We start from the raw sequence: 17,493 nt of genomic DNA, 5'->3' as shown, positions 1-17,493 counted from the left end.
AGGTGTTCGGGGTTGAAGTTGAAGGAAGAAGGAAAAACAGGAATGAACCACGATGATGAGAGCGGCGGAAGCAAAGGCTCCTGCAAGAGTTCGAAGAAGCAGTTGGTGCAGATCGGCGAGCCAGCGGCCCCCGCTTATTGGAAAAGTATAGAGGACTTGCGCAACGGCCCGCGCTTTACAGGCGAGTTTCCCGGAGGACTGCCCCCGATCCTCTCTGACTTGCCTGCGAAGACTGAAACTACGCGGCGTGATTTTCTTACGCTCATGGGATTCTCCCTTGCCGTCGCTGGTCTTTCCGGATGCCGCGCGCCGGTGCAAAGCGCCATCCCGTTGCTGGTGGGCTCGGACCAGATCGTTCCCGGCGTTTCCAGTTGGTATGCCACGACGTGCCGAGGCTGCGCGTCTTCCTGCAGCTTGCTGGTTAAACAGCGAGACGGACGGCCTATCAAAATTGAAGGCAACGCTCAATCAACTCTGTTCGGCAGTGGTACGTGTGCTACGGGCCAGGCAAGCGTTCTTTCGCTCTATGACGATGCGCGCCTGCGCGGGCCACTCTGGCATGGGCAGCCGGTGAAGTGGGAAGAGTTAGACCAACATGTGCTCGAATCGCTGAGCGCGTCGCAAGCCGGCAAGCGCAAGGTTGTTCTTCTCTCTGGGACGATTACCAGTCCTTCGACGCGAGAGATTATTAGCGAATGGGGCAAGAGCTATTCCAACTTGCGTCACGTGGTGTATGACGCCGTCTCGCTGAGCGCGATGCGAGCGGCCAATGCACAGTCCTTTGGCCGAGCGGTGATTCCACATTACATGTTTGATAAAGCACGCGTCATTGTGGGATTGGAAGCGGACTTCCTGGGTACATGGCTTTCGCCGGTGGAATTTGCCCGGCAATATGCCAGCAATCGCAAGCCTGAGGGTACGCCGTCGCTGCATATTCAATTTGAATCAGGCATGTCGGTGACCGGAAGCAATGCCGATGCACGAATTGCAGTTGCTCCATCGGACTTGGGAGTGATCGCTGTGGCGCTGCTCAGGCGCATTGCACGCAGAGCTGGGATTGTAGACGCTCTGGAAATGCCCGAGATGATTCTCGATCTGGACGTGAATCTGGATGGCGAGAAGCTGGATGCAGTGGCAGAAGCGCTATGGAAGCATCGTGGCCAAGGATTGGTCGTCAGCGGCAGCAACGACGTGGCCGTGCAGATGGTGGTAAATGCGCTGAACGCTTTTCTGGGCAACATCGGCAAAACTATTGACCTGGCCCGGCCCTCGTTGCAGCGCAGCGGTGACGATACTGCAATGGGGGAACTGGTAGAAGAGATGAATCGTGGCGAGGTGCATACACTGATTCTCTATGGCGCGAATCCTGCTTATGACTATCCCAATGCGCAGGAGTTTCTCAAAGGTCTGGAGAAAGTCACGCTTTCGGTTTCGTTTTCTGACCGGCCGGACGAAACCAGCTCTCATGTTCATGCGATCTGCCCGGACCATCATTTTCTCGAGGCGTGGGGTGATGCTGAGCCGGTAGAGTCTCACTACAGCCTCGCTCAGCCGTTGATTGCGCCATTGTTTGAAACGCGCGCAGCGCAAGAGAGCCTGCTGCGGTGGCTCGGTCACCCCCAGCCTGACTACTATCCCTATCTGCGGGAATATTGGCAGAAAAACATATTCACGCGCCAGAGTGAAATTCAGAACTTCGACGCTTTTTGGGACCGTTCTCTGCAGGATGGGCTGGTTGAACTTCCTGGCAGGCGCGCCTTCTATGTGCCAGTCTTCCACGGTGAGTGGAGGAGTGCGATACACTCCATCGCCGACCGCACTCAGCCAGCGCACATCCCAAAGGACGAAACTTACGAACTTCATTTCTATGAAAACGTAGCGCTGCGCGACGGTCGTCATGCGAACAATCCGTGGTTGCAGGAGCTTCCCGACCCCATAAGTAAAGTCACGTGGGGGAACTACGCTGCGGTTGCTCCTAAGCTGGCGGAGAAGCTAAATGTCGCCGATGGTGACGTTGTTGCGCTCAAGACCGCGAACGGCCAGATCGAACTCCCTGTGTTTATCCAACCGGGGCAGGAGGGCCGGACGATTTCCGTGGCCCTGGGTTACGGACGGAGACAAGCCGGCAAGGCGGGAAATAAGGTGGGCGTCAATGCGTCTCCGCTCATGCCGATGGTGCGCGGGTTCCCTCAGTATTCCGCAGCCAATACAACGCTGGTGAAAACCGGACACCGGGAAAAAGTCGCCAGCACGCAAAGCCATTTCTCCATGGAAGGCCGGCCCATCGTTCTGGAGACAACACTCGAAGATCTTCACAAAGGAGGCGCAGCGGACGCTGAAACTTCGGCCCTTCCCACGTTGTGGGCGGAGCGGCTGCACGGAGAGCACGCCTGGGGCATGGCCATTGACATGAACTCGTGCACGGGCTGCTCAGCATGTGTGGTTGCCTGCCAGGCAGAGAACAATGTTCCCGTAGTGGGAAAAGACCAGGTTGAACGAAACCGCATCATGCACTGGATCCGCATTGACCGCTATTACAATGGTCCCGAAGATAACCCGGTCAGCGTTCACCAGCCCATGATGTGCCAGCACTGCCAGAACGCTCCATGCGAGACGGTATGCCCGGTGCTGGCCACTACCACGAGTTCGGAAGGTTTGAACCAGCAGGTCTACAACCGCTGCATTGGCACGCGATATTGCGCTAACAATTGCCCCTACAAGGTGCGGCGCTTCAACTGGTACAACTACACCGAAAATCAGGATTTCGATTTCAACATGGCCAATCCCCTGGGCCGCATGGTGCTGAATCCCGATGTGGCGGTGCGTTCGCGCGGAGTGATGGAAAAGTGCAGCATGTGCGTGCAACGGATCCAGCTAGCCAAGAACGTTGCTCTGCAAGGCAAGCGCGAGCTGGTAGATGGAGACATCCAAACAGCGTGCCAGCAGGCATGTCCCACGCAAGCCATTGTCTTTGGCGACCTCAAAGATCCCAACAGCCGAGTTTCGCAACAGCAACGAAGCCAGCGGCACTACCAGGTGCTGGAAGACCTGGGTGTGCGGCCCAACGTCAGCTATCTGAAAAAAGTCCGTAATCCACTGGAGACGGCGTAAGGAGAGAGAATGAGCAGCGCAGCGACCGCGAAAATGATACCAACCGGAATCAACGAGGCGGATGTCCTTCCGCTGCCGAGGTGGGTCGATGGAGATCCTTCCCTGGGTGAGATCACCGATGATATCGCTCGGCCGCTCGAGGGAAGAGCGGGAAGAGGTTGGTGGATTTGCCTTGGCATTGCAAGCGCCGCTCTACTGAACCTGGGAGCGATGGTCGCTTGGCTCATCTCGCACGGCGTCGGGGTCTGGGGTCTCAACAACAGTGTTGGCTGGGCCTTTGACATTACCAATTTTGTCTTCTGGATCGGAATCGGCCACGCCGGCACGCTCATCTCCGCGATTCTGCTGTTGTTCCGTCAGCAGTGGCGAACCTCGATCAACCGCTCAGCAGAGGCGATGACGATTTTCGCGGTTATGTGCGCCGCCATGTTTCCCGGGATCCACATGGGTAGGCCGTGGCTCGCCTACTTTATCTTTCCCTACTTCCCGAACCAACGCGGCCCGCTGTGGGTTAATTTTCGCTCACCCCTGGTTTGGGACGTGGTCGCAATCAATACCTATTTAACGATTTCCCTGGTCTTCTGGTATTTGGGAATGGTGCCCGACCTGGCGACCTTGCGAGACCGGGCTCTCGGAGGCATTAAGAAATTTGTCTTTCGACTTGTGAGCCTGGGATGGAACGGTTCACACCGGACCTGGGCGCGTTACGAAGTCGTCTGCCTGGTTCTGGCCGGTCTGGCTACGCCGCTGGTTCTTTCGGTGCACTCCATCGTGAGTATGGACTTCGCTACCTCCGTCGTGCCGGGATGGCATACCACCATCTTTCCTCCTTACTTCGTGGCAGGAGCCATTTACTCCGGTTTTGGCATGGTGCTGACGCTGCTTATCATTACCCGGCAAACCATGCATCTGGAGCGCTATATCACCCTGCGCCACCTGGACAAAATGGCCAAGGTCACAATGCTCACCGGCATGATCGTAAGTTATGCCTACGCCACGGAGTTTTTCAGCGCGTGGTACAGCGGCAATTTGTACGAGCGCTATCACTTCATTAACCGCGCCACCGGACCTTATGCCTGGTGCTTCTATCTCATGGTGTTGTGCAACGTCATCACCCCGCACTTGCTCTGGACGAAAAAAGCCAGAGCCAACGTGCCCCTGCTTTTTGTCGTCTCGATTTTAGTCAACATAGGAATGTGGTTTGAGCGCTTTGTCATCATTGTGACTTCGTTGCATCGTGCGTTTCTGCCTTCAGGCTGGGGCATGTTTTATCCGACGGTCTTCGATGTCGGCATTCTTGTAGGCAGCTTCGGGCTTTTCTTTACCTGCTTCCTGGTGTTTATCCGCTTTTTGCCTATGGTTGCAATGTGGGAAATCAAAGGCGTGGTTGCGCATGGGGCACATAAGATGGCCCTCAGTAGCGGTGAGGTTGAAGACCGGCAGGTGGCCGCCAATGCCTAAGAGTTTTCTGGTCGCGACTTTTTCTAATGCAGAAGAGCTGCTGCGGGCAGTACGCGCTGCGCGTGAGAGGGATTTTCGGATCTACGACGTTTATGCGCCTTATCCCATTCATGGGCTGGATCAGGCGATGGGTATTCGCCGGACGCGCCTGCCCTGGGTCACATTGATTGCGGGAACCTGCGCATTGCTATTTGCAGTTGCGTTTCAGTTCTATACCACGGTTTTGGATTGGCCGATGAACGTGGGAGGCAAGCCCGATAACTCAATGCTCGCGTTTGTCCCGATTACTTTTGAACTCACCGTGCTTCTTGGAGGCCTGGCGACAGTGGCAGCACTTTTGTTTCGTACGCGGATGTATCCGGGGAAGAGAGAGCAACTGATTGTAGAGGGCGTGACGAATGACAGCTTTGCCCTGGTGTTGCGAAAGCGCGATGCGTTCTTCAATACCAAATACGCCTGTGAACTGCTGGAAGAGTGCGGTGCTTGTGAGATCGAAGAAAAGGAGGCCGAGCTATGATGCGCATTCTCTGCAGCGTTACGTTGCTAGTGTTAGGGGCGGTGCTGGTGGGTTGCGGCGCCAGTTCTCAGCAACGCGCCTTCGAGTATATGCCCGACATGGCGCGCGGGCCTGCGTACAAGGCTTATGCTCCTAATTCAGTGACGCGTGATGGGCTGACATTGCAGCGTCCGGTAGCAGGAACGATTCCGCGGGGCTACCATCCTTTTCATTATGGGCCTGGCGAAGAAGAAGCGGCCCGCGCAGGACGCGAGTTGCCGAACCCGTATCGTGCAACGGCACAGACATTGGAAGAAGGCAAAGCGCTCTATCAGACTTACTGCCTGGTCTGTCACGGAGAGCAGGGCAGAGGAGACGGACCGATCTCAGGGAAGATTCCTCCGCCTCCGTCGTATGTCTCTGATCGTCTCATGCAATTTCCTCAAGGACGCATCTTTCATGTGATCACTATGGGAACGAACAAGATGCCTTCTTATGCCACACAGCTTAGCAGCGACGAGCGCTGGAAGGTCGTGACGTATGTGCACGCCTCACTGCAGGGGTTTGGAAATGGGCCTCGGGCCAATCAGCCTCAACAGGGAGGAATGCGTTGATCAACAGCCCGCGATTCGCAATCTCTCTACGCAGCCGTAGCCGGGCGAAGGCGTTGGTGTTTTTGGCTGCGATGGTCGCCATCTTCGGTGTGTGTTACGCGCCGGAACGCGCTTGGCCCAATCTTTTGCTGAATAGCTTTTACGTTGCCTCGCTTGCGGTTTCCGGCATTTTCTTTCTGGCTACGCAGCGGCTCACGGGAGCGCGTTGGTCTGCCAGTCTGCGCAGGATTCCAGAGGCCTTCATGCTGGCGATGCCGTTAGCTGCCGTACTCATGCTGGTGCTTTTCTTTGGCCGGGAAACGCTCTATTCATGGAGTCATCCCGGAGCGCTCGCCAACGCCCCAGCCATCGCAGGCAAGGTGCACTACCTGCAGATGCCATGGATGTTCGTGCGCGTGACCGGCTCGCTGGTGCTATGGGGAGTTTTTGCCTGGCTCTTTCGCAGGACCTCGTTGGAGCAGGACAGAAATCCGAGACAGAACCTGGTCCTTCACCAACGCCTGACCCGCTATGCAGCGTGGTTTATTCCGGTCTTCGCCGTGACATTTTCCTTGAGCGCCTACGACTGGTTGATCTCGCTTGACAGCCAATGGTTCAGCACCATGTTTGCCGTCTATGTATTTGCCGGCACATTTGTTCAGGGGATCGCCGCGGTAACTCTGGCAGCCGTTTTGCTGAAGGAGCGCGGCTTTCTGGCGCACTCGGTGAGTGAGCATCAACTCCACGACCTGGGAAAGATGCTTTTTGCCTTCTCAACTTTTTGGGCCTACATCTGGACCTGCCAATACCTGCTGATCTGGTATGGGAACATCCCGGAAGAAGTGACGCACTATCTGAAACGCACAAGCGGACCGTGGCTTTACCTGTTTGCGTTGAACCTCATCGTGAATTGGGCCGTGCCATTTATCGTGCTGCTATCGGTGCGGGCAAAGTGCACTCCGCGAGTGCTCAAAGCAATCTGTGTGCTGCTTTTGTGCGGGCACTGGCTGGACCTCTATCTCTTAATTATGCCCTCCCTCTGGATCACGCCGAAGATCGGGCCCTTTGAAATCGCAATCGCCGCAGGCTACAGCGCACTTCTATACCTGGTGTTTGCGCGCAACCTTGCCCAGGCGCCGCTGGTGCCAGTGAATGATCCCATCCTGGCGGCGGAGAGACCAACACTGGTTCATCGGAATGTTCATACCGCTGTGAGATTCTCCGGAGCAGAGCAATGATCAACGGAAACGGAAAAGTTCTCAAATTGGTGGTGCTGGCGGCTACCACGCTGGCTACGTGCGCCCTGGTTTATTACCAGCCCGATCCAAGCAAGATGATCGACATCCCTAACCGGATTCCGGAAGCAGCTCCGTACGTTCTCGCGGAGGCGCAGGCCTTTCCACCTCCCTATCATGACCATTGGGAGCAGGAGGACAGCCCCGCACAGTGTAAGACTTGCCACCAGAAAATTTTCGATGAGTGGAATGGGTCTATGATGTCGAACGCCTGGCGCGATCCAGTCTGGCGCGCGGCTTTTCTGGCGCTGGCGCGTGGGACCTCGCTTAACGGTGAATGCGATACCCCCGAGCCTCCGGATGGTACGCGCAAAGCGACACACAATCCTTTCGCGAACCAAGGCGAATGCTCTTCAACATTCAACCTGGGCACGGAGAAATACACTGTCTCCCGCCAGGGCTCACTTCTGGATTTCTTCTGCTCGCGTTGCCACATGCCCACGGACTACGTAGACAACGTTCCACTCAAGAACGTGAAGTTTGATCCGCTGACACACCTGGAGTCGGCCCTGGGTGACCCCAACTTCAATCCGACCTCAGATAATGGAACGGGCATCGCATTTGCCACGCTTGAGCCGCAATACCGCAACACCGAGGCCGGCAAGAGCGGAGTGATTTGCGCCGTATGCCATACCAACGCAGAGACTCGCGACACACCATTTCATACTTTCGAACACGGCAACAGCCAGTACGTTCCTGCTTCGGGAACAGGGTCCCGATCAGAGCTGTTGGCCAGCAACCAACAAGACACATTCCAGGTAGCAGACCAAAGCAAGCTCAACCTGGGATACAGCATCGGTGCGGGGTCGTATCGGCTATCGCCTCATGCGATTGGCTTTCCGGAGCGATTTGGGCCGCTGGCGGCCAATACCCCACCGAATCCTACCGACCTCAACACCAGCACGGTATTCGGCCAAAACATTCCTTACCAGCACATGGATCCTTCAAAACACAAGGGATACTATCAGGCCATGACCGTGCGCGCAGAAATGTGCGCGGCCTGCCATGATGTGACCAATGCGCTTCCCATCAAGAATCCGTTGGGCAAGTGGGTGGGTGCGTTCCCGATTGAGCGCACCTATACCGAGTGGGCCAACAGCGCGTATGCTGATCGCCCCGGCAATACGAACTTCGATCCGCATTTTAAGCGGGACTGCCAGAGCTGCCACATGCAGCAGGATTACGGTCAACCAGGCACGGCGCAGACCTTATATAAGGATGGCAGCCCGCTTCCGCCGCCGGTGGACCGCGTGGCCAACGAAGGGGGTGGACCGCATCCTTTCTTTACGCATCATTTTGTCGGTGGGAATGCTTACATTACCGGACTAGTAGGTAAAGGTGTTGACCAAAGCGGGAATGTCGCGCCTTATCCTGAACTCTCGACTTTCAGCTTCTCTTCCGCCGACGATAGAAGTGTCTACTCCCGAGGTTTCTGGACGCACACGGAAAGACGAGGAGCATATTCCCAGCAGGCACGACTCGCCTGGGACCGTTTGCGCCATGTGCTCAGCATGGATCTTTCAGGCCCCGAGGCCGCATCAGCGAACGCGACAGTTCCCATTTCGGTTGTGATTGCCAATACCGGCAGCGGTCATAACTTCCCCACTGGTTTCCCCGAAGGCCGCACCGCCTGGCTGGCGATCCATGCGTATGACCTGGCGACCGGGCAAGAGCTGCCTATCTACGACAAGGTTTGGAACCGCACTTCGATCGGCGTAGGAAATCTGACGACAGAAGAGATGGTTGATCCGAATTTCCCGGGTTGCAACTGGAAAATTCCGGCTGGGTCAGCCGATCCGTACTCTATGCAGTTCAAGGCAGTGGCGTCGCTCGGTAATGGCTGCCCAACACTCGATCTACCGTACGCCACGCCGCTTAATCTGGTCACCAACAAGGATGGTCTCCCGATTGATAAGAATGGTAGGGTCATCAATGCCTCGAACCCCACCGGGCTGCCGCAGTTCAAAGACATCAACGGCAATGGAGATTACTTTGACGACTCGTTCCTCAGGGACACCCGCCTCAAGCCCAGAGGACACTCCGAGTCGCAGATCAAGATAGACCGATATTCCATTGTCGTTCCAGCAGGGACGCAGGGGCCAGTCGCGGTCTCGTCGGCTGTCTATTATCAATCCGTCGAAGCAGTGGTGGCTTTGCATTTTCTTGGCAACCTGGCAGACACCAACAATAACTTTGTGCTTGAACCATGTGTGCTCGGCGGTTTATGCGACGGCCGCGCACCCCGCACGGAGCCACCGGTCGTGGAGGGAGCGCCACCAGTGCCCATGGCGGTGCGCAACTGGGTGATTTCGATTCACCGTGCACCTGTCCACAAGACGCCGCTGCGAGTCGCGACTTATCCAGCACCCGGAGCGGAACATGTCTATCAAGACGCCGTGGTGAAAGCGTTCTTCTCCATGCCAGTGCATGGCGTGGATACACAAAGTTTTACCGTTACTGACTCTCATGGAGTTCAGCTTCCAGGCTGGGTTGATCAGATTGGAGAGGGAACATGGGGGTTCTTCCCGAACCAGGTCATCCTGAAAGGCAGCGAAAGCTACACCGCACGGCTCAAGGCAGGAATCTGCGACTCCTACGGCAACTGCACCAGGCAAGACGTAGTGTGGAGATTTACCGTGAGCAAAGAGTCCGGGGAGGGAAGTGGTAATACCAGTATCCCCGTGGGTTTCCGTTTGCCGGGTCAAACTCCAGTCAAACCTTGGGCGACCTCACAGGTGGCATCGGTGCGCGGCAAAACCCGGAGCAGGGTGCGAATGGCAATGCGATAGTGCATGGCGCGGGAAGACCGCACGTTAGTATTTTTTTGCCTAACTATTGCCTTTCTATTACACAGCAAAGTAGTACCCCACCCCCTCATTACTCAGAGTAGTCTCCGTTGAGTTAAGTCATTCCAATTCAAGTACATATGGGGGTGGTCGAAGTAGTCCCGAATAGATACTCATCAGTAAACTGTGGGTGGTGAACAGTTCGCGGTTCCAAGGGCCGACGAATCGGCAGCAGATATTCATCAGCTCTCAGCAGGGAACAAGTTTTCAAAGACCGAACCAAGCCAGGCATTCTTGAATGCTTAGGAGCAATGATACCTGCAATTCCTGAAGAATCAGCGAAGTGATATCACTCCAGCTTGTTTCAGAAAACGGTAAGTGGGCGCTTCCACGTGGTTTAAATTATGAAGGAAAAGCGGCCCGGAGAAATTCCATTCTCCGAGCCGAGTTTCTGCAATACGGATCTGCGTGTTTTGCTGCTGGCTGATCTCAAGCAGCGTCAGGGATTGCGATAGGTTTTTTTGGCCACCGCCTCCACACAAATAATTTCGCCGCTGCGAAACTGAATCGTGATGGAACCCGGCCCCTTGCGCGTTTTCATAAAATCCTGGAGCGCAAGGAACAGCTCTTTTGGAATCTGTACATGCGTACCGTTAGGAGATACAGCAACATACTTCCCCTCCAGATCGGACTCTTCGGCGTGAGACGCTTTATCGACGTTCAGGGAAGGGGGAGGCGGTGCGGCATCATCGTTCTTCTGCAATTGCAAAGTGGCATTTGCCAAATAAGCTCTGGTTTCTGTCATAAACTCCTAATTCTCTTCTTTAGGTGATAGTGCGTTCCCGTGGGGAGCAACACACAAGAGAGAGGTCACCCGCATGAGGTCTTCAGCAGAACAAGACCAGCCGCACACGGAAAAGATAAGAGTAGCGTTCCAAACTTTGTCTTTACGTCGTAACGAGACGCACGGATGAGAGTTGGTTTCGCCTGAACTCCGCGACGCCAGCTTTTTCGAAAAAGACAAAATCTTCGAGGGAACCCAATTTTGGCCGAAGAAATTAAGGAGATCCCGCTATTACCACATGACTTGGGATTGTTGGATATTTGTTGACGGGCCAATTGCCCCGTCAAACTTTGCGGCGCCGGCCCCTAGAAACGGTTTATCTTTACTTTTCTACTCGACGCCCACCGCTTGTCTTGCGGTTACAAGACTTATTACTACTGTCGGGAGCAACTTTTTGTAAAGCCATTATTAAACCGTTTATTCCGGCGTCTGGCTTGGGTAGCAATTTATGCAATTCGGGAAGCTATGTCAAATAGATTTTCTACTTAGAATGTATTTGGAAACCAAATCGAAATTACATTTCATGAAACTTGGTTATCGGTTGTTCCATTTTGGTAATGGATTCCCACTTTGAACCTAAATGAGAACACATAGTAGCCCGTCCCTGGAAGGAACCTGAGATTGGAGAAAGGCCCCAATCTCTTCATTTGTAAATCTTCTTGACCTGCGCCTCCAAACCGGCAATGCCCCCGTTCCTGAACTGGATGACAACCGATCCGGTAGGTCTGTTCCCCTGGAGAAAATCACACAATGCCCCGAACAGTTCCTGGGGAATCTCAATCTGGATTCCTTCGGGAGAGACCACTAAGTATTGGTGCGCTCGCTGCTGAAATGGCAATGCCGACGACATACGTACTCCTTCCAGGGCGCAAAAACGCCCACTGACAACCAACCGCTGAATCGAGGCTCATTCAGCGACTCACTAGGGTACTCCTATTTATATTTTTTGTATTATTTTTCTGTTTTCGAAAGCCAAAATCCGGGGTCTCCTAAGTACTTGACCTAAAGCCGTTTGCATATCTGTACTAACGGACATTCGTTTTAATTCTCCCAAAGTATAGACCTGTTTAGCGCATTTGCTGCCCACTTTAGAAATCCGGGTGGCGGTAAAGTGTGAACAAGCTTTAATGCGAAACGACCGGCATTGAGAACGTAAACTTGCACGTCCGCCACATCCCGGCGATAGCTTCCCGCTCAGAGATCTCACATCGTCAGGACGACGCGGAACTCCGCTTTCCCACTCATCATGCGAGCGTAGCCTTCTGCCGCCTTCGCGAGCGGGTACTTTTCAATCATGGGGCGAACGCCAGTCATTTCCGCAAAGCGCAACGTGTCCTCGGAGTCGGTTGGGATCCCGGCCGACCAGCCCTGGATCCGCTTTTTGCCGAGTAGCAACTGAATGGGCTGCACTTCGATGGGATCCGCCGAAGCTCCTATGACCACGAGCGTGCCGTTTGCCCCCAAGCCGCCGATCAGCGCCGACATTGATTTCCCGCTGGGCGCAGTAGCAAGAATCACTTGCGCGCCGCCAAGTTTCTGCAGTTCAGCCGCCGGATCCACCGCGGCGCTGTCGATATAAACGTCTGCGCCGAGTTTTTTCGCAAGCGCGGCATTATCGGCGCCGCGGCCTATGGCGGCAACGCGATAGCCGAATTTCTTTGCGAACTGAACTCCCAGATGGCCAAGCCCGCCAATTCCCTGGATGGCAACAAGGTCGCTGGGCAGCGCACTACTATGACGGAGAGCATTGAACGTAGTAATGCCCGCGCACATCAGCGGCGCGGCTTCGGCGACATCGAGCGATTCGGGCATACGGGCCACTGCTTCCACCGGCGCCACCATGAATTCCTGATAGCCTCCGTCATAGCTGATTCCGCAAACCTTCCCATTCACGCAGTTCACGAAATCTCCCCTCCGGCACGCGAGGCAAGTACCGTCCTGTCCGCCATGCCAGCCGACGCCGACCCGTTGGCCCTTCTTCCAGTCCTTCACACCGGCTCCGACCTCGTCGATCACGCCGGCCACCTCGTGTCCGGGCACACGCGGATACGAAATGCCGGGAAAGAGGCCTTCCTTGGTGAGCACATCGCTGTGGCAGATTCCACAGGCTTGAACGCGAATCCTTACCTGGCCCGATCCGGGCTCGGGGATTTCACGCTCGACGATTTCAAAGTCCGCCCCGGGTTTTGGTACTTGCACTGCTTTCATTTTTGACATTGCCGTTCTCCTTGATTGAATCCAAACTCGTTTTTCGTCCGACCTCGCGGTTACCCATTCACCAGGCAGCTGGTGCATTCGCCGCCTTTGAGCGGCTGGCGCTGCGTGACCTTTCGGGAGCCCGCTTCTTCACTACGTGATCCTACACAAATATGCAGGCCAATATACAATTGAAAGCTTTGTGTGAGAACTTTTCAAAGACTGAAATCTCAAAAAGAGTGCGCGCGAGTATGCAGCAAAAAAAGTTTTCAAAATTAAGCACAGGTTTGATATTGGGTCTGTTGCTTGCAGGCTGCACGCATGACACTCATGTACAGCTACCGGCGAACGCGACGGCGCCGGTAAGCATCACGGACGACGAAATTCGCGACGTGGTCAACCGCGTGGCACATCATCAGCTCCATCCCTTGAAGGATGGCGATTACACTTCAGGCAAAGATCCCAATACGCTTGCGTTGGCGCAAGCTGCAGCAAAACCCGATGGCATCGCCTGGTCTTACCCGTGGGGCGTAGCGCTGTACGGAATGATACGTTCTACCGACGCCACCGGAGACAAAGAAGTCGAAAAGTTTGTCCTCGAGCACGATCAGATTTGTTCGCGCTATTACACCTGGCTGACGGATTTGCGGGCCAACGCGGGGGAATCTCCACAAATGGCCGAGTTGTATGACAAAGCCAGCATTCACCTGCTATTGCGTCTGGGCAACCTGGATAGTTGTGGTTCGATGGGTGCGCAAATGCTGGAAGGAATTCTGCGCCATCCTGAGCGAGAGAGTCCGCAGGAAAAAGTTGTAGTCGCGCGCATCGCTGACTGGATTGTCAACAAGCAAGACCGTATGCCCGATGGCACGCTGTGGCGATCGGACCGGTTGGGTGGCACAGTCTGGCCCGATGATCTTTATATGTCGGCCCCGTTCCTTATCCGCTGGGCGAAATATACCGGGGACCAGAAATATCTGGACGACGCTGCTAACCAGATCATCCATCAGGCCGCCCTGGAGCAGGATAGCGACGGTCTTTGGTTCCACGGTTATTTTGTCAAAGACAAAAAGCCTGCTCCCTATAAATGGGGGCGCGGCAATGGATGGGCAACGCTGACGCTGGTGGAGGTGCTTTCGGTGATGCCGGAGAATCATCCTGCGCGCGCTCAGCTTATCGAAATTCTGCGCAAGCAGATTGAGGGCCTGAAGAAGGTGCAGGCGGATGACGGCATGTGGCGCCAGGTGCTCGACCACCCTGAGTTATGGGAAGAAACTTCCTCTACTGCAATGTTTGCTTACGGCATTGCGCGTGCCGTCAATCGCGGCTGGATTGACCCCTCTAACATGGCCGTAGCCCGCAAGGCCTTTGCCGGCATCGCGAAAAACGTGTCTGCTGATGGCATGGTCAAAGGTACCTGCATGGGCACGGGTATCAGCACAGATTTGAATTACTACATTGAGCGGCCGCATCCGGATGATGACATGCATGGACGAGGGCCGGTCATGCTGGCGGGGGCCGAAATTTTGTTGGCGGGGACGAAATAATGTAAAGAGGCCGGGGCTAAAGCCCAAACTCTACGAACCTTACCCCCCCGGCTAAAGCCGGGGGCTCCCACCGATGCGCGCACAAGCGCGCAACAAAAAGGTACGGGGCTTCCACTTGTGCGCCGCAAGCTGCGCATTTGGGACATTACTAATGCAGGGATCAATAAAGCCTCGGGCCTGAAGACGCTTGTTAATGAAAATAATCCAACTCACGATTTTCCTACGGCGGCTGCTTTTTGCGCCTGGGCGCGTTCGGCCACCAGCTTGGGAAGAGTGGGCAGAAGTTTTTCGCCGAGCTTTCTGAGAGCATCAGCTTCGGTCGAGGAAAGCAGCAGTTGGCGCAGAACTTCGCTCTGCGTGGTTTCGGTCTTTATCTTTTTGCCTTCAATCTTGCTTTGCACTTGTGTGACCCGCAGGGTGTTGGTCATGTTGCATTGCGGGCAGCTCGTCAGGTCAAATTGGTACCACGCGATGGCCTCCGGCTGTACTGCACCAAGTTGCTCGACGTAGGAGAAATCCTTGACCTCCAGGTGTGGCTTTAGCTCAGTGGCGTGCTGTTTAAGCCCCTTGAGATAATTTTTGAATGCGGCTTTTTCTTCTATCGCGGGGGCTTTTCCGGCGCCGGTATAGCAGACGCCCTTGCTTAACTTCGCAAAGCGATCGCAACCCTCGCAGTAACTAGCCTGCTGCATGCTACTGACAGCCGTGAGGACAGCGGCGCCCACGATAAACGCGGCTTCGAGTCCCCATGCAATCCACAGGGGAATTCCTGTTACCAGACCGCTGCCGCGCAGACTCCAGGCGCCGTGGCTGTTCACGTACAGGATCGCGTCCCACATATCTGCCGGGCTTCTGAGAAACCCGGTCGCGGGATAGTTCAGCAGCGTATGCAGCCAGACTGCCCAGCTTACGTAATAGGCAACCAGCACGACCAGCAAGGCCGCTAATCCTGCGACCGGAACGCTGCGGCACTTGTGCGATTCCAGGGACGATTCGGTTACTATTCCGATGATTGCGCCGAATCCGAGGGCTGCCAAAACGTCAATATAGATGAATGGATTCCAGTGGATGAGCCAGGCATACAACCAGGCGCAAGGCAGACCCACAAGCAAGCCGACCAGGATAGCTACTAAAACGCCGCCGGCAAAGAATTTTCCCGAATGTTTGTAATAGAGCCCCGGACCAAAGGATGTGTCCATAGATCACCCCACCACAAAAATTAAAGTATTGGCTTGGAGAAACGGTAGGCTGCAAACCAGGTGGTGTCAAGGCAAAAGGCAAAGTTTATCTTTTAGTAATCTTTCGGCCTTTGTATTTTATGCCCGCAGGCCCCCACTTGCTGCACTAGTGTTTTCAATTCTAAGTAATTGATGTGTAAGCTCTTGAGTAACACTAGCTAGGAGGTCTGGATATTAACTCATCTATTAACAAGAGCGTGGCGCGCAATACGAATATAAGTATCGCGTCAGACGATGAATTTTCAAAGACCGAGGAGGGCAATGCCCCCGCATCCCAGGATGCTGGACAATGATAATCCGCGCTGCCTCAGGAACCAATATTTTGATATCAGAATGGTACTACTTTGTGGAGCCGGCGGGACGCCGGCACTACCAGTTTTTCCGCACTGCTAGTGGGTTTGTTCGGAGACTGCCGTGGGGTGGTCAAGGACGCGGACCGAGATCAACTGGGGCTCGTAGGAGACGTTTCTTGCGCGGCGCGCTACGATCAACGCCTCAAAGTAGGGCAGCTTCTGCCCAAGATCAACGCCGAGAGCAGCGTGTAGTTTGTGGACCGCATCCTCATCACAAAGAAAGCGGCTGCCGGCGTCCACCGCGGTCATGTCGGTGCCGCCGATCAGTAGAGCCGTGCCTTGATCCATGGGCATATAGGAGAGGGTGGCGTAGGTACTGTTGGCAGGTATGTTCCACTCGTAGGTCGCGCTCTCCTCGCCCTTGGGTTTGCGGTTGAGCAGCAATCCCTTGCGCGCATCCTGGCGCCATTCATAAGTAAAATTCAGTTGGCTGTCGAACAGCTCTACCCATGGATTCGCCTTGCGGTGGCCAAGAAAGATGACATTGCTGGGCTGGGATGGCCAGCGAAAATTACGCGCATAGATAACGGTTGTGGCAATTTTGCCGTGCTCTGCCGTCTGGGTAAGCCTGGCGACGGCGAAATTATCCTGGCTGCCGGTGAAATAGGTGCTCATGAAATGGCCTAACGTGACTCGGGCTTGCGGATCTGAAATCCACTTATCCACCAGGCCGCTGGGGTAGCTGGGATCGCGATATTCATCCAGAGTGATGGGCTTATCCATGAAATCGGAGAAGAACATTGCATTTGCGTCAGAGCTGACAATCGAGGTAGGCCGTCCGTTGTCGAATAGCTGCTTCCATAGATGATCGAGATAGGGCGAGCGCGAATTTGAGAGAACGCGCTCAGCACGCAAACGAGAGTTTTGCCAGACCAACCACCCACAGAGCACTATCAAAACTGTCACCACAGCCCAGACGCTGTAGCCAAGCACGCGCGAGCCCGGCGTCTTGTCAGGCATCAGTGCAGGCGGAGTCGCTGCCGGTGAAGCGCCGTCACCGGTTTCTTTGTGAGGTTTGGGTTGTTCCTTGCGTGGCTGGAAAACCGGCAAGTAAGAACCCACGGGAATTTCGATGACGATCGGCTCCTCGCTGCCTTCGGAGAGGAAATATTGCAGGAGTCGCTTGCGGAGCTGCGAAATCTGGGTCCGGACAATGGTGTCGCCGTCGGAATTGTATCCGGGCTTGCGGCCGAATACTTCTACTCCAACCTGATGTTCTGAAATGAACTCGCCAGGCGCGCTCAAGCCGCGCTCACAAAGGTAGTGAAAGAGCTGCAGCAATCGCGGTGAGTTCTTCAAAGCGATGCTGGCGCTGACTCGTTGTATCAACTCCCCATAGGGCTGCTGAGATACCGGGTCATTGTTCGGTGTTGTTTGAGGTGATTGCGGCATGTTGAGGAACATAAGCCCGGGGCCATGACTTCCGGACCCTTTAACGGCGTTTTATCGGTCAATATCGGTTATTAACTTCCACTAGCGACTAAAAAATTATAAAGGAATGCTGACAGATGCTGCATTAAAGCGAACACTCCTATGTGTACCGGAGATACTACCATCCACCGGGGCACGGTTT

General features: G+C 54.9%; 12 protein-coding genes. 7 read left to right on the top strand and 5 right to left on the bottom strand.

Going from position 1 to position 17,493, the window contains the following annotated elements:
• Window positions 1-42 precede the first annotated feature (42 nt).
• The 6 genes from VK738_02425 to VK738_02400 all read left to right on the top strand — a co-directional run bounded on the left by VK738_02425 (window position 43) and on the right by VK738_02400 (window position 9,745).
• Complete coding sequence (locus VK738_02425; GenBank protein ID HTD21479.1) at window positions 43-3,111, top strand: TAT-variant-translocated molybdopterin oxidoreductase; 3,069 nt, start codon at window positions 43-45, stop codon at window positions 3,109-3,111.
• A gap of 9 nt (window positions 3,112-3,120) precedes the next feature.
• Complete coding sequence (nrfD, locus tag VK738_02420; protein HTD21478.1) at window positions 3,121-4,572, top strand: NrfD/PsrC family molybdoenzyme membrane anchor subunit; 1,452 nt, start codon at window positions 3,121-3,123, stop codon at window positions 4,570-4,572.
• On the top strand, window positions 4,565-5,089 hold the full coding sequence (locus VK738_02415) for a DUF3341 domain-containing protein (protein ID HTD21477.1): 525 nt from the start codon (window positions 4,565-4,567) through the stop codon (window positions 5,087-5,089). The genes nrfD and VK738_02415 overlap by 8 nt, the downstream gene beginning before the upstream one ends.
• Window positions 5,086-5,682, top strand: coding sequence for a cytochrome c (locus VK738_02410; protein ID HTD21476.1), 597 nt, complete (start codon window positions 5,086-5,088; stop codon window positions 5,680-5,682). Before VK738_02415 ends, VK738_02410 begins: the two co-directional genes overlap by 4 nt.
• 62 nt (window positions 5,683-5,744) lie before the next feature.
• Window positions 5,745-6,899, top strand: a complete 1,155-nt coding sequence (locus VK738_02405; GenBank protein ID HTD21475.1) for a hypothetical protein — start codon at window positions 5,745-5,747, stop codon at window positions 6,897-6,899.
• Window positions 6,896-9,745, top strand: coding sequence for an Ig-like domain-containing protein (locus VK738_02400; GenBank protein HTD21474.1), 2,850 nt, complete (start codon window positions 6,896-6,898; stop codon window positions 9,743-9,745). The genes VK738_02405 and VK738_02400 overlap by 4 nt, the downstream gene beginning before the upstream one ends.
• Before the next feature lie 496 nt (window positions 9,746-10,241).
• Here VK738_02400 and VK738_02395 read toward each other — a convergent pair whose 3' ends face one another.
• The 3 genes from VK738_02395 to VK738_02385 form a co-directional block, all read right to left on the bottom strand.
• A complete protein-coding gene (locus tag VK738_02395) occupies window positions 10,242-10,547 on the bottom strand; it encodes a hypothetical protein (protein ID HTD21473.1) in 306 nt (101 codons plus the stop codon).
• A 682-nt stretch (window positions 10,548-11,229) separates the two neighbouring features.
• On the bottom strand, window positions 11,230-11,436 hold the full coding sequence (locus VK738_02390; GenBank protein ID HTD21472.1) for a hypothetical protein: 207 nt from the start codon (window positions 11,434-11,436) through the stop codon (window positions 11,230-11,232).
• Between the two features lie 353 nt (window positions 11,437-11,789).
• Complete coding sequence (locus VK738_02385; protein HTD21471.1) at window positions 11,790-12,803, bottom strand: alcohol dehydrogenase; 1,014 nt, start codon at window positions 12,801-12,803, stop codon at window positions 11,790-11,792.
• Between the two features lie 230 nt (window positions 12,804-13,033).
• On the opposite strand from VK738_02385, the gene VK738_02380 reads away from it, so the two are divergent.
• On the top strand, window positions 13,034-14,329 hold the full coding sequence (locus tag VK738_02380) for a glycoside hydrolase family 88 protein (protein HTD21470.1): 1,296 nt from the start codon (window positions 13,034-13,036) through the stop codon (window positions 14,327-14,329).
• A gap of 209 nt (window positions 14,330-14,538) precedes the next feature.
• On the opposite strand, the gene VK738_02375 is transcribed toward VK738_02380, so the two are convergent.
• Together VK738_02375 and VK738_02370 are read right to left on the bottom strand one after the other, a co-directional pair.
• Window positions 14,539-15,528, bottom strand: coding sequence for a hypothetical protein (locus VK738_02375; GenBank protein ID HTD21469.1), 990 nt, complete (start codon window positions 15,526-15,528; stop codon window positions 14,539-14,541).
• A 428-nt stretch (window positions 15,529-15,956) separates the two neighbouring features.
• Window positions 15,957-17,312, bottom strand: coding sequence for a hypothetical protein (locus VK738_02370; protein ID HTD21468.1), 1,356 nt, complete (start codon window positions 17,310-17,312; stop codon window positions 15,957-15,959).
• Window positions 17,313-17,493 lie beyond the last annotated feature (181 nt).

This window comes from Terriglobales bacterium (assembly GCA_035487355.1).
In the GTDB taxonomy this organism is placed as follows: Bacteria; Acidobacteriota; Terriglobia; order Terriglobales; family Acidobacteriaceae; genus QIAW01.
Note: the sequence above shows the minus strand (reverse complement) of the source record. Positions and strands in the feature narration are given on the sequence as shown.